Origin of the sequence: Salinimicrobium sp. TIG7-5_MAKvit, from assembly GCF_049569215.1 — a bacterium.
GTDB lineage: Bacteria > Bacteroidota > Bacteroidia > Flavobacteriales > Flavobacteriaceae > Salinimicrobium > Salinimicrobium profundisediminis.
Genome location: NZ_CP145903.1, coordinates 979,569 through 993,320 on the forward strand (window position 1 = coordinate 979,569; position 13,752 = coordinate 993,320).

General features: G+C 42.2%; 12 protein-coding genes. 6 read left to right on the plus strand and 6 right to left on the minus strand.

What is annotated here, in order from left to right:
* Positions 1–223: 223 nt before the first annotated feature.
* The gene (locus tag V5739_RS04380) at positions 224–2,347 is read right to left on the minus strand and encodes a tetratricopeptide repeat-containing sensor histidine kinase (protein ID WP_423819808.1); all 2,124 of its coding nucleotides are present in this window, start codon (positions 2,345–2,347) and stop codon (positions 224–226) included.
* Positions 2,325–3,089: a LytR/AlgR family response regulator transcription factor gene (locus V5739_RS04385; RefSeq protein WP_423819809.1), complete on the minus strand. Its 765-nt coding sequence runs from the start codon at positions 3,087–3,089 to the stop codon at positions 2,325–2,327. The genes V5739_RS04380 and V5739_RS04385 overlap by 23 nt, the downstream gene beginning before the upstream one ends.
* A 308-nt stretch (positions 3,090–3,397) precedes the next feature.
* Here V5739_RS04385 and V5739_RS04390 point away from each other — a divergent pair, with 308 nt between their 5' ends.
* From V5739_RS04390 to V5739_RS04410, 5 genes are all read left to right on the plus strand, one after another.
* Positions 3,398–3,907: an outer membrane beta-barrel protein gene (locus tag V5739_RS04390; RefSeq protein WP_423819810.1), complete on the plus strand. Its 510-nt coding sequence runs from the start codon at positions 3,398–3,400 to the stop codon at positions 3,905–3,907.
* A 97-nt stretch (positions 3,908–4,004) separates the two neighbouring features.
* Positions 4,005–4,358 carry a DUF4870 domain-containing protein gene (locus V5739_RS04395; RefSeq protein ID WP_423819811.1) on the plus strand — a complete coding sequence of 118 codons (354 nt, stop codon included), beginning with the start codon at positions 4,005–4,007 and terminating at the stop codon, positions 4,356–4,358.
* 58 nt (positions 4,359–4,416) lie between these two features.
* A complete protein-coding gene (locus tag V5739_RS04400; RefSeq protein ID WP_423819812.1) occupies positions 4,417–4,731 on the plus strand; it encodes a hypothetical protein in 315 nt (104 codons plus the stop codon).
* A 934-nt stretch (positions 4,732–5,665) separates the two neighbouring features.
* Positions 5,666–6,031, plus strand: coding sequence for a DUF6122 family protein (locus V5739_RS04405; protein ID WP_423819813.1), 366 nt, complete (start codon positions 5,666–5,668; stop codon positions 6,029–6,031).
* A 215-nt stretch (positions 6,032–6,246) separates the two neighbouring features.
* A complete protein-coding gene (locus tag V5739_RS04410; RefSeq protein WP_266070497.1) occupies positions 6,247–6,864 on the plus strand; it encodes a deoxynucleoside kinase in 618 nt (205 codons plus the stop codon).
* A 166-nt stretch (positions 6,865–7,030) separates the two neighbouring features.
* Here V5739_RS04410 and V5739_RS04415 read toward each other — a convergent pair whose 3' ends face one another.
* The 4 genes from V5739_RS04415 to V5739_RS04430 form a co-directional block, all read right to left on the minus strand.
* Positions 7,031–8,062, minus strand: coding sequence for an App1 family protein (locus V5739_RS04415; protein WP_423819814.1), 1,032 nt, complete (start codon positions 8,060–8,062; stop codon positions 7,031–7,033).
* 113 nt (positions 8,063–8,175) lie between these two features.
* Complete coding sequence (locus V5739_RS04420) at positions 8,176–10,545, minus strand: sodium-translocating pyrophosphatase (RefSeq protein ID WP_423819815.1); 2,370 nt, start codon at positions 10,543–10,545, stop codon at positions 8,176–8,178.
* A 372-nt stretch (positions 10,546–10,917) separates the two neighbouring features.
* On the minus strand, positions 10,918–11,433 hold the full coding sequence (locus tag V5739_RS04425; RefSeq protein WP_423819816.1) for an inorganic diphosphatase: 516 nt from the start codon (positions 11,431–11,433) through the stop codon (positions 10,918–10,920).
* A 328-nt stretch (positions 11,434–11,761) separates the two neighbouring features.
* Positions 11,762–12,742, minus strand: a complete 981-nt coding sequence (locus tag V5739_RS04430; RefSeq protein ID WP_266070492.1) for a pyruvate dehydrogenase complex E1 component subunit beta — start codon at positions 12,740–12,742, stop codon at positions 11,762–11,764.
* 165 nt (positions 12,743–12,907) lie between these two features.
* Here V5739_RS04430 and V5739_RS04435 point away from each other — a divergent pair, with 165 nt between their 5' ends.
* A complete protein-coding gene (locus tag V5739_RS04435) occupies positions 12,908–13,654 on the plus strand; it encodes an electron transfer flavoprotein subunit beta/FixA family protein (protein WP_266070491.1) in 747 nt (248 codons plus the stop codon).
* The last annotated feature ends 98 nt before the right edge of the window (positions 13,655–13,752 follow it).

Sequence of the window (13,752 nt, forward strand, 5' to 3'; positions counted from 1 at the left end):
CAAAGGAGGGGATAAAACAGAAATGAATTGCCTCTGGCTTTAGCCGGAGGACCAAAAAGGACAAAGAGAAAGGGCTTTAGCCCAATTGTAAATATCTCTTTCTAAAACTCATTCCCTCCCTTTAGGGTTGTGGAAAAGGAATGGGTTTTTAGGTTGGGATCCCAAAAATGGCATTTTTGAGAGGAATTTCTCCAGTTGATCCAGAACTACCTCTTTAAATCGATCAGCTCAAGAATTCCACAGGGTTTTGGGCGAGGGTGTTTTGCTCCAGCGTGAAGATGATCCTGGTGCCTTCAGGCTGTCCCTGCTCATCTTTTTTGTCAATAAGCTCACAATTAATATGGCCGGGATAACTTTTGTTGAAAAGCTCAATCCTTTCTTTTATGATCTGCATGCCCATGCTTTTATGGTCTTTTTCGGAAGATCTTTTTTCTGTGCCGCTTCTGCCCACGCCATTATCATCAATAATGATCTTAACGATCTCTCCTTCAGGAATAACTTCAAGCCGCAGGGTCTTGGTTTCGCGTTTGCTGGGAAGCAGGCCGTGCCAAATGGCATTTTCGATGAGCGGCTGTAGCAGCAATGGCGGGATCAGGATCTTTTCAACTTCGGGCGCATCTTCCCCTTTTATTTCAAAAGTAAAGTCTTTTTCAAAACGGTTCTTTTCAAGGGTAAGATAATATTGAGTCAGCTTAAGTTCTTCAGATAAAGGAACCACATGTTTTTGAGAGGTTTCCAGCACCATCCTTGTGTACCGGCTAAACACCACCAGGTACTTCATGGCTTTGACGTTTTGATTGCTTTGTATCAAATAAGTGATCGCATTGAGGCTATTAAATATAAAATGAGGGTTAACACGCAGGCGGGTCACCAGGATCTCTGCCCGTGCAAGGTTGCGCTCATAGATCGCTTTCATCTTTTCCTTTTCTTCAACTAAGATCCGCGCATTGATCTTCTTTCTCATTTTAATGTTTCTGTATTGCAACAGGAAAATGACCAGGATGAACAACAGGCCCGTTGCCAGGAGTAACATAAGGATCTGCCGCCGCTCCAGCTTTTGTTGCTGATTGTCCAGCAGGGTTTGCTGCAGCGCTTTATCCTTTTCAAGCAGCTGAATATGATCCTCCTTCTTCTCAATATCATACTTGCGAATAAGGGCAGCTATTTCCACATTTTGCTCGGTGAGTTTTATACTGTCCTCATAAGCCTTACCCTGTTTGAGGTACTGTAAAGCTGCGGAAGGATCCCGCTGCCTTTCAAGTATATTTGAGAGCTGATAGGAATTCTGCATGATCAATCCGTGTTGATTGAGATCTTTGGCGAGGTCAAGAGACCTTTCATAATAATCTTTTGCCGCTATAAACCTATCCTGCCTGAAGCGTACGTCGCCCAAACTCCCCAGGATTTGCGCCTGTTGATGCGCATCACCCAATTTCTCAAACCTGCTTAAGGCATCTTCAAAATAAGAAGCAGCCCTGTTTAAATCTTTGCCCTCTTCCAGGTAAGATTTTCCGTAGAATTCATAAGTGATCGCAAGACCGTAATCGTCGTTTCTCTCCCGGTTTATCCTAAGCAGTTCATCCAGGTACTTTCGGGCCGTTTTATACTCTTCCTTATCAATATAATAATCACTTATAGAAAGATAATTCATCGCCACCCCAAGGCTGTTGCCCCTTTCCTTTTCGGCTTCGAGAGATCGTTCAAAGTAACTCAATGCCTCATCCTGTCTTCCGGGAATATTCCCCAAAGTGTTACCTATTCCATTCCCGGCTATAGCGATATTTTTAAGATCGTTCTCCTTTTCGGCAATCTTCAGGGCCTTCATGTAATACGAAACGGCCGTATCATATTTTTGGTTGTAACGCCCTGCCACTCCTGCATTGTTGGCAAAGATCATTTTAAAAACAGGGTCAACCTCCATGTCTTTTACCAGGTCAAAAGCTTTGGTATGCAAAGAAAGCGACTCATCATAACGCTGATGATACCTGTAAAGCAGCCCCAGGTTATCAAGTGTCCTGGCATATAGCAGGGAATCGCCTGTATTTAATGCCTTCTGAATAAGTGTCCTCGCAAGGTCATATTCCTCTTCTTCCGTGTGCTTTTCCCGGTGAAACTCCCTTAGCATTTGTATACCATAGACCACCTTCAGGGAATCATTGGTTTCCGCTTCAAAAGATGTTTTAAGGCTATCGAGCCGGGATTGGGAAAAACCGGTGGTGGCGCACAGCAGGATCAACAGGAAGCCCAGCACGCCTGATGTACTGTAGAATTTCTTTGAAATATTCAACAGAAGCTTCCGCAGAAGAAAGATGACACAAATTTTGTTAAGCCGTTTTGGTAATTGCATCAAATAAGTTTGTGATAAGGTCCTTTTTACTTTTGCTCACCGGGATGGATTTTCCATCCTGCATTACAAGATAGCCCCCATCATTCCGGTAGTATTTCTTCATGTAATTCGGATTGATGAGATAGGATTTATGAATTCTGATAAAGAAATATTTATCGAGCAGTTTCTCAAATTCCTTTAGGGTTTTGCTCAAAACCAGTTTCCGGTTGTTCGTAGTAAACAGTAATGTGTAGTTATTCTGGCTTTGGCAATATAAAATATCGTTGGTCTCGATAAATTCGAATCCTTCGGTGACCGGCACCGCTATTTTATTCTTCAGGACGCCTTCCCTTTTCATATAATTCAACAGCTCATTCATTCTGTCTGAAGAAATATCTTTCTTCAATTCCCTTTCATTCTTCCATTGCTGCACTGCCGATATAAATTCAGTTTCATCAATGGGCTTGAGTAAGTAATTTACCGCCCTGGCCTTAAAAGCCTGCGCAGCATACTGGCTGTAGGCAGTTGTAAAAATGACATCAAAATCTTCTTCGGAAAGCTGGTCGAGCAATTCAAAGCCATTCATTCCCGGCATTTCTACATCCAGGAATAGCAAATCGGGCTTTACATTGGGAATAGCTACAAGTGCATCTTCAGGTTTGGTCCCTTTGAAAACGATCTCCGCTTCGGGAAATTTGCTCTTAATATGCAGGACCAGTCCCTCCACACAGTGCACCTCATCGTCTACAATTGCTATTCTCATATTAGATAAACTTCAAAAAATCAACAGATTATACTAATAAATATAGATTTAATAAATGACCTTTTAAAAAAGCAGCCACTTAAATACTGATATGCCTGAGGAAAAACACCGTATGAGTTAGGCAGCACAATAACTTACCGCCAGCTCTTTAAACAGCCTTTGAATAATTTTCACCCGTATTTCCCTAATTGACAACTGCCTTACACTCATTTACCACCCACGCAAACCTCTAATTTTATGACTTTTACATCAATCAATCAGAAAAAATGACTTCTGAAAATTCTAAACTAACCTTGAACTATTACAGAATGAGAACGAAATTACTTTTTACTACAGCTTTAATTTTCCTGGGAACCTGCTTTGTGACCAACGCACAAAATGATACCCGGTTTGGGGCCATGGTCGCTTATGGCACTGAAATAGAAAACGTGGGAATTGGCGTTAATGCTGAAATACCTGTCATGGAAAAACTCAACATCTCTCCCGGCTTCATTTATTACTTCCCAAAAGATGAATATGGGGTGAGTTTGAACTGGTGGGAAATAAACGGAAATGCCAATTATTATTTTGTAGAAAACCAAAGCCTGGATTTTTATGGCATTGCAGGACTCAATTACACCCATGTAAAATTCGATTTTGACGAGTCGCCTTTCGGGGACACTTCCATGGAAACCAGTGACGGAAGGTTTGGTGTAAACCTGGGAGCGGGCGCGAATTTCGAAATTGGAAGCGGCATCACTCCTTTTGCCGAAGTTAAATATGTCATCATAGATGGAAGTCAGCTGGTGATTGGAGCCGGTGTGAAATTCAGCATCTAAGTCTTTATAATTCTGAAAATAGCTTTCTAACCAACCAATTTTTAAGCTACATCTAACCAGAGACCAGAGCCTTAATTCTAATCCTAAAAATACTTCTATGGAAACCGAAAACACACAAACTGAAACTCAAAACAATAAGACCAAAGATACTACAGTGGCAGTCATCGCTTATTTGACATTCATAGGTTTAATCATAGCCTTTGTGATGAACAATGAGAAAAAAGATGCATTTGCTGCCTACCATATCAAGCAGTCTTTAGGATTAACTGTGTGTGGGATCGCTGTTTTTGCCGTTGGAATGATCCCTATCCTGGGTTGGCTGGTGAGTTTTTTTGGTTCTATCTTCCTGTTGTATCTATGGATCATGGGGCTTATAAACTCCATTAACGGAAAGCTGAAACCAGTACCTGTACTGGGAGACAAGTTTGAGGAGTGGTTCAGGAATGTATAGGGATCTTTTAATTCGAAGCCCTGCATAAGATTGTCAAAAACAACCAAAATTTAAAATTATGAAAATCAAATCTATATTTTTTTTACTGATCTTTTTCGCAGTATTTACAGGCTTTCAGTCCTGTTCAGATGATGACTCCGGAAGCGATGATGATACTGCCGGATGTGCAAATTTTGAAGCGGAATACGAAGATGTAACAGCAGCGCTGACAGCTTTTTCTGAAAACCAGACTACTGCAAATTGTGAAGCATACAAAAATGCACTCCTTGACTTTTATGCAGACTTCAATGACTGCCCTTATTGGGGAGATTATTACCAGGAGGCATATGAACAAATACAGGCTATGGATTGTAGTGGCCTTGAAACCAACTAAAATTTAACCATTTTAAATATAGACCTGAAGTCATTTGGGGGAGTGATTTTGGGTCTGCAGATGGATGGACAGTGCAAACTGTTCATCCATTTCTCGTTATATGGCTAAAGCCCGGGAAGTACATTTCCCACCCCCGCCCTGCGGACACCCCTCCGGCGGAGGGATAAAGCAGGAACCTTAGCAGCACAACATAAATTCCGATGACAGCATAATCCCAAAATTAAATCTCCTCCATGTATCAACATGTAAAAATCCATTCCCTCCCTTTAGGGTTGAGGAAAGGAATGGATTTTTTAGCACAGGGTCTCAAAAAGGGCTTTTTTTAGAGAGCTTTACGCAAAAATATCAGCACTAGAATCATAGCCCCAGAGGGGCAAAATATGTGTAGCCCGGGGCCAAAGCCCCGGGTTATTAATATATCCCAATAAAATGTCCTGTAGGGACAACATAGAAGAATCATTGCTCCTGATGACAATATAGTGTAGCCGTCACCCACCCCGCCCTGCGGGCACCCCTCCGAACGAGGGGATAAAGCAGGAGCCTTAGCAGCACAACATAAATTCCGGTGACAGCATAATCCCGGAAATAAATCTCTTCCATGCAAAACATGAATTACCTCCGGCTTTAGCCGGAGAAATAAAAAGAACAGAGAGAAAGGGCTTTAGCCCAACTTTTTTCAAAATATCAAAATGTAAAACCCATTCCCTCCCTTTAGGGTTGGGGAAAAGAATGGTTTTTTTAGCACCGGGTCTCAAAAATGGCATTTTTGAAGAGGCTTTAATCCAACTCTATTCCTTATTCCAATTTCTGACTATCTTGCATTGGTTATCAATCTTGATTTGTGAAGCAACAAACCATACTTTTCCTTGAACAAACATGTTTTTGAAAACCTGATTCTTCGCAACTTGAACATCCAACCATAATCCCGATACCATTGCTTCAAACCATCACCCATTATTTTCTCCACTTCATCTTTATTGGCGCTATTGCATACTGGTATGACAAAACGAACTGGAAAAAATACTGGCTCATCCTGCTGGCGACTATGCTTGTTGATGTAGATCATCTACTGGCTACTCCAATCTTCCAACCCGGCCGCTGCAGCATCGGGTTTCATGTACTACATTCGGAATATGTGATTCCGCTTTACTTCCTGGGTGCGATTTTCATCAGGCACAAGATCTTTCGGTTGGTGATGATTGGCCTGACCTTTCACATGATCACCGATTTTATTGACTGCCTCTGGATGCTTTCAAAATGTGAAACCTGTTCTGCTGCGGAAATATTCCGGGGATTGTGATTCAAAAATGCCATTTTCGACAGATATTTTTTCCGAAGCTTTTATACGGAATTTGATGGCAATAACTAAAAACTTCAGTTACAGATTGCTGCTTTAAAACGGCATTTTTCCGAAGCAATTAATCTGAATTCAGTTTTTAATACATCTGTTAATTCTCTTATATTTACCACCTGAAGTTTTCACCACTCATCTATCAACAGCCAAATTCACTCAACATGCACGTAGCCATTGCGGGAAATATTGGGGCGGGAAAAACCACCCTTACCAAATCACTAGCTAAACATTTTAACTGGGAAGCCCAGTATGAAGACGTATTGGAAAACCCTTACCTCGAAGACTTCTACAACAAAATGGAACGCTGGTCTTTTAACCTGCAAATTTACTTTTTGAATAGCCGCTTTAGGCAGATTTTAGAAATTCGGGAAAGCGGAAGGGCGATAATCCAGGACCGCACCATCTATGAAGATGCCCATATTTTTGCGCCTAACCTGCATGCTATGGGACTGATGACCAACCGCGACTACGAAAACTACCGGTCGCTTTTCGATCTTATGGAAAGTGTAGTGCAGGGCCCAGACCTTTTGATCTACCTGCGCAGCAGTATTCCTAACCTGGTTTCGCAAATCCACAAACGTGGGAGAGATTACGAAAATTCTATTTCTATTGATTACCTGAGCCGCCTCAACGAACGCTACGAAGCCTGGGTGCACAACTACAACAAAGGAAACCTGCTTATCATAGATGTTGACAATATCAACTTTGTAGATAACCCTGAAGATCTCGGGAACATTATCACCAGGGTAGATGGGGAGCTCAACGGACTTTTTAAGTAGTCTGTAGACTATAGACGGTAGATAGAAGTTGGTTGTTACTGGTTTTACTTCGCCCTTCGGGTTTTCCTCCGGTGGAGGGGATATTTCCAATGCAGTTTGAATGAACTTTTAGAATTTGGGACCTGGTGCTTTAGAGCCTTATTCCTTAAACATTATTCCTTCTACCTTAAATAAATCCGTGTTCCAGGGCGTGTTCTCGGGCCTGCTCTGAGGTTTCGACCATAAGAAGAGGAACGGTCTCAAAATTATCTACAATACTTCTCACCCTGCGCATTTGTCGGCGGTGCTTTACGCTTCTCAGGTAAATAGCCAGGATACGGTCCGGGTACTGGGCAGCGATCTCGGTGTAGATAGCAGGATCGTGCTCCCCACTGTCGCCAATGAGAATAAAATTGAGATGCGGATAGGTCTTTAAAATATTGATGATCTCCTTTTGTTTATGCGGTTTTTCGGGCTTAAGTGTTCTGTCAAAAGGGGTACGAAAATCCCGAAGCAAAATTGGCCCTTTTGGAAAATCATTGATCTCCAGGAAGAGCTTCAGGTACTCATACAAATTCCACGGACTGTTACTCAGGTAGATTATAGGGTTTTGCTCATTCCCTTTCTTACCGGCATGCAGGTCGCGATAGAATTTTGGCGCGCCTTCCAGGGATATTCTTTTGTGAGGGTTCTTAAAAAGTGAATTTTTAATGAGCCTCCATTTTAAGAAAGAAGTTACCCCTGTGTGCAAAATGGTATCATCAATATCACTTATCACCCCAAAAGTGGCCTTTTGCGGCGGAATTAGCAGTTCGGCTTCAAAATTATTCTCATTGGTGATGATACTGTTGGGCACCTCATTTGAAAAGGAACATTTCAGCTTTAGCCACCCGCCGTCGTCGGCAAATTCTTTTAGGTTAAGAGAAATGGTTTTGTCAAAGAGAAAATATCCTTCGGCATTGGTTTTTGTGGTAAGTTCGGTACCGTCGGGCAGGCTTAGTGTCACTTCGGCATTTGCAATCTCATAACTGTCAAACTGTTTATAGGTGTTGCCAAGGGTTCTAAAGAAACTCTGGTCTTCGTGCATCTTCAGGTTATCATCATCAATGGCGCGCCCCAGCAGGTAAAGGTGGCTGGCGGTGCCGTAACTGCGGTAGGTAGCCAGTTTTACTTCAGGTTTTGCAGTAAGGTGATTTTTGAGCCTGGAAAGAAGCTTCATAAAAAGGTTTTTAAAATGGCATTTTTGACACCTCATTCAAGGTACATTTAAAATCAAAAATCCCCCGCAGTTGCAGGGGATTTTAAAAATATTTTAGCAAATCTCTTCGGAAGTTACTCTTTTTGAGAGGTTACTTCCGAAGTTTTTGCTTCAGAAGTATTGGCTTCGGAAGTTTTCACAGCTGCAGCTATTTTTTCCGCAGTAACAAGAACTTCTTGTTTATCGGTTGAAAATTGGGCTACAGGCTCAACTTCTGTTTCCTCCTGAAGTATGGTTACTTCATCAACTTCGGGCGTGGTGGCAATTTCCATATCCTGACCCAAAATAGGGGCGATAACAAGTCCAATCAAACAGGTAAGCTTGATAAGGATGTTCATTGAAGGCCCTGAAGTGTCTTTAAAAGGATCACCCACGGTATCACCGGTTACAGCAGCTTTATGAGCTTCAGACCCTTTGTAGGTCATCTCGCCGTTGATCATTACCCCGGCTTCAAAAGATTTTTTGGCATTATCCCACGCACCACCGGCATTGTTTTGGAAAATTGCCCAAAGCACACCACTCACGGTCACCCCGGCCATATAGCCTCCAAGCATTTCGGCGATAAGACGGTTTTCATACCCCAGAACCATAGGAATAATTACTATGATAATAGGGAACCCAATGGTAAGAAGACCAGGTAAAAGCATTTCACGAAGGGCAGCTTTGGTAGAGATCTCCACACATTTATCGTATTGTGGTTTTCCTGTTCCTTCCATAATCCCTGGAATTTCACGGAACTGGCGACGCACCTCGTTCACCATATCCATAGCTGCTTTTCCAACCGATTGCATTGCAAGGGCAGAGAAAACAACGGGGATCATTCCTCCAATAAACAGCATGGCCAAAACAGGAGCTTTGAAAATGTTGATCCCGTCAATTCCTGTAAAGGTTACATAAGCTGCAAAAAGTGCAAGAGAGGTAAGCGCTGCCGAAGCAATTGCAAAACCTTTTCCGGTTGCAGCAGTAGTATTTCCTACAGAATCAAGAATGTCGGTTCTTTCTCTAACTTCGGAAGGCAGTTCGCTCATTTCGGCGATACCTCCGGCGTTATCGGCAATTGGCCCAAAGGCATCAATAGCCAGCTGCATTGCTGTGGTAGCCATCATTGCTGAAGCTGCAAGTGCAACTCCGTAGAAACCTGCAAAGGCATAAGATGCCCAGATTGCTATAGCAAAAAGAAGTACAGAATAGAAAGTAGAGATCATTCCGGTAGAAAGACCTGCTATAATGTTTGTTCCGGCACCGGTGCTGGAATTTTGTACGATAGAAAGCACAGGTTTTTTACCAAGGCCTGTGTAGTATTCGGTCACGGCAGAGATCACGCCTCCAACTACAAGCCCAACCAAAGTAGCATAGAATACCCGCATTGATGAGATTTGTTGTGGCCCTTCCCCAAAGAATTCCATTTGCATGGTTTCTGGCAACATCCAGGTCACCAAAAAGAAAGAAGAAATAGCTACCAGCACGATAGAGAACCAGTTCCCTTTGTTTAGTGCCGACTGAACTTCAGCTTCCTTGGCAGAATTGCTGTTGATCTTCACCAATAGCGTTCCCACTATAGAGAATATAATTCCGAAACCTGCAATGGCCATGGGAAGAAGGATAGGCCCAATTCCGCCGAAACCTTCAGCAACAATATTACCTCCCATATCTTTGATCACATAGTTTCCAAGTACCATGGCGGCAAGTACGGTAGCCACATAACTTCCGAAGAGGTCGGCACCCATACCGGCTACGTCACCCACGTTATCACCCACGTTATCGGCAATGGTTGCCGGGTTACGCGGATCATCTTCAGGAATACCTGCTTCCACTTTTCCAACAAGGTCGGCACCAACATCGGCAGCTTTGGTATAAATACCACCACCTACACGGGCAAATAGTGCAATAGACTCGGCTCCAAGAGAGAAACCGGCAAGGGTTTCAAGCACGATGGTCATTTGGTGAACATCGGTCCACTCCCCGCCCATAAAGACATGGAAGAAGATGATGAAGAAAGTTGTTAATCCCAGAACGGCAAGACCGGCAACCCCAAGTCCCATAACGGTACCGCCACCAAAAGACACTTTTAGTGCCTGCGGCAGGCTTGTTCTTGCGGCTTGTGTGGTACGAACGTTAGATTGAGTTGCGATGCGCATCCCGATATTTCCGGCGAAAGCCGAAAAAATAGCTCCAAATATAAAAGCTACAACAATTAGAATATGAGTAGTGGGAACAATAAAGGAAATTCCTGCCAGCAGGATACTGGCCACAATAACAAAAATAGTAAGGATCTTGTATTCGGCATTAAGAAAAGCAAGAGCTCCTTCATAAATGTGAGACGAAATATCCTTCATCTTTCCATCTCCCGCATCCTGTTTTAAAACCCAGGCGCGTTTTGCCCACATGAAAATGAGCCCTATGATTGCCAGGATAGCCGGCAACCAAATCATCAATGATTCCATAATTTTTTGTTAAATTTATTTTCGCTGTTAAAGTTAGCAAAAGAGGGATAAATATGGATTAATAAAAATGATCTTTCTCATAATCCGGGAGGAAATCTTTGTTTATCCTCAGCCATAACGGGAGATGAGCCTGAAAAAATACATTTTTGAAAGAAAATGTAAGGAAGTTTTATTTTTAATTGCAGACTGGCTAAAATCCGGGGTTTAGAAATAGAGGTGAAAATGAGACGTGTATAAAAAAAAGAGGCTGCCCGGTAAAACTTTCTCCCTGTCGCTCCTGATATCTTTCAGTTCTTAATAGGATCCTGAAAAATTAAGAATGACGCGGTAATAGCCTTACCAGACAGCCTTCTGTCTTATATTCCGAAGAAATTAAAGGATAGAAAAATTACCTTTCTCCCCGTTACTGTCTTTATATCTCTGAATACAATCTTTGATGATGGAGTTTGCTTCATTAACATCGCCCCAACCTTCAACATCTACTTTCTTTTGTTCAAGATCTTTGTAGACCTGGAAGAAGTGTTCAATTTCTTTTATAAGGTGGCCATTCACATCGCTAAGATCGTTAAGCCTGTTCCAGATAGGATCGGAAACCGGTACGCAGATCACTTTTTCATCGGGTCCTTTTTCATCGGCCATATGGAATACTCCTATTGGCTTTACCTCCATAACACAACCGGGGAAGGTTGGCTCTGTTACCAGTACCAGCACATCAAGCGGATCGCCGTCAAGGGCCAGAGTTTCAGGAATGAACCCGTAATCTGCAGGATACATCATCGAAGAAAAGATCATCCTGTCGTAACGGACTTTCTTTAGCTTAAAGTCATACTCGTATTTATTTCGACTTCCCTTGGGGATCTCGATAAGAACATCAAATGTTTTACTCATTACTGTATAGTATAATTTAGTCTGTTTTTGTCTTTAGGGGGCGGCAAATATAATACTTCATTCGGTTTTAAGCAGATATAAAATATTTAGAAGTTGCTCCCTGCTTCAAAGTTTAAGTTTTTCTTCACAAATGCCAGGGGCAAATGCAAAACAACAAATCTCAAATTCCAATTCGAATCTCGGTCCCCCTTCGGGGATTTAAGGGGAAGAGAAGCCAAAAGCATCCCAAGGTAATCTGTTTTGGAATTTGGCTTTTGGAATTTGGCACCTAAAAAAAGAAGCCTCCCAAAAAGGAGGCTCAAAAATGTCATTTTTGGAAGGGCTTTATTTAGTCCTTATACATAACCTTTTTCACTGCTTTGATCACATCGTTGTGATTTGGCAACCACTCTTCGAGTAGTACCGGAGAATAAGGAGCAGGAGTATCGGCAGTATTGATCTTTACAATTGGCGCATCAAGGAAATCGAATGCCTGTGACTGCACCTGGTAAGTGATCTCTGTAGCTACGTTTCCAAATGGCCATGCTTCTTCAACAATAACCAGGCGGTTGGTTTTCTTTACAGATTCTAGGATAGTTTCATGATCCATCGGGCGAATGGTACGCAAGTCGATGATCTCACATGAAATTCCTTCTTTTTCAAGTTCTTCAGCAGCCTTGTAACATATCTTGATGATCTTCCCGAAGGAAACAATTGTTACATCGCTACCTTCTCTTTTAATGTCTGCCTTACCAATTGGCAATACATATTCTTCTTCGGGCACTTCTCCCTTGTCACCATACATTTGCTCAGATTCCATGAAAATCACAGGATCGTCATCGCGAATGGCGGCTTTTAAAAGCCCTTTTGCGTCGTAAGGGTTAGAAGGTACAATTACTTTTAATCCCGGAGTATTGGCATACCAGCTTTCAAATGCCTGTGAGTGGGTAGCTCCCAATTGGCCTGCCGAAGCTGTTGGCCCACGAAAAACAATGGGAACATTAAATTGCCCACCACTCATTTGGCGCATCTTGGCAGCGTTATTTATAATCTGGTCAATTCCCACCAGGGAAAAGTTAAAGGTCATGAATTCTATGATGGGACGGTTTCCATTCATGGCGCTACCAACACCTATTCCTGAAAAACCTAATTCTGAGATGGGTGTATCGATCACGCGATCTGGACCAAATTCATCCAACATCCCTTTTGATGCTTTATAAGCACCATTATATTCAGCAACCTCTTCTCCCATAAGGTACACAGATTCATCCCTGCGCATTTCTTCTGTCATGGCCTGGGCAATTGCTTCCCTGAACTGGATTGTCTTCATTACACGTATTTGATTAAAATTTTCGAATCACAAAAATAGTAATTCAAATAAGGATTACGGCCAACTTCAGAACAAAAATTTCTTATGCACGCACAGTATTTTTCCTCAGTTTTTATGTATCTTCGTAATCCATTTATAATTTTTATTTACAAAATTCTGAGATATATGAAAATATTAGTGTGTATTAGTCACGTTCCTGATACCACCTCAAAGATTAATTTTTCTGAAGGTGATACAAAATTCGATACCGCGGGGGTGCAGTTCGTGATCAATCCAAATGATGAATTTGGTCTTACAAGGGCCATGTGGTTCAAAGAGAAGCAAGGTGCAACAGTAGATGTGGTGAACGTAGGCGGCACAGAGACCGAACCTACTTTAAGAAAAGCTTTGGCTATTGGTGCCGATAGCGCAATTCGCGTAAATACACCCGCTACAGACGGGATCTATGTTGCCAAACAAATAGCAAAAGTAGCACAGGATGGTGGTTATGACCTTATAATTGCAGGCCGTGAATCTATTGACTACAACGGCGGAATGGTTCCTGGTATGGTAGCCGGTCTTATTGGCGCAAATTTCGTGAATACCTGTATAGGGTTGGAAGTAGAAGGAAATGAAGCTACGGCAATTCGCGAAATCGATGGAGGAAAAGAAACACTAAAGACAAATCTTCCGTTAGTAATAGGTACCCAGAAGGGAATTGTACAGGAAAGCGACCTTCGCATTCCTAACATGCGCGGAATTATGCAGGCGCGAAAAAAGCCGCTTAACGTGGTTGAGCCTGTAGATACAGCGACACATTCTGAAGCAGTTAAATTTGAAAAACCCAAACCAAAAGGCGATATCAAGCTTGTTGATGCCGATAATCTTGATGAATTGATCAACCTGCTTCACAACGAGGCTAAAGTAATTTAAAGTTCAGGGTTTAAAGTTTAAGGTTCAAGGTTTGAACTGAAGGCTTTGGAATTTGGAATTTTGGATTTAACCGAAGGTTTAATATTCAATAGTCAATT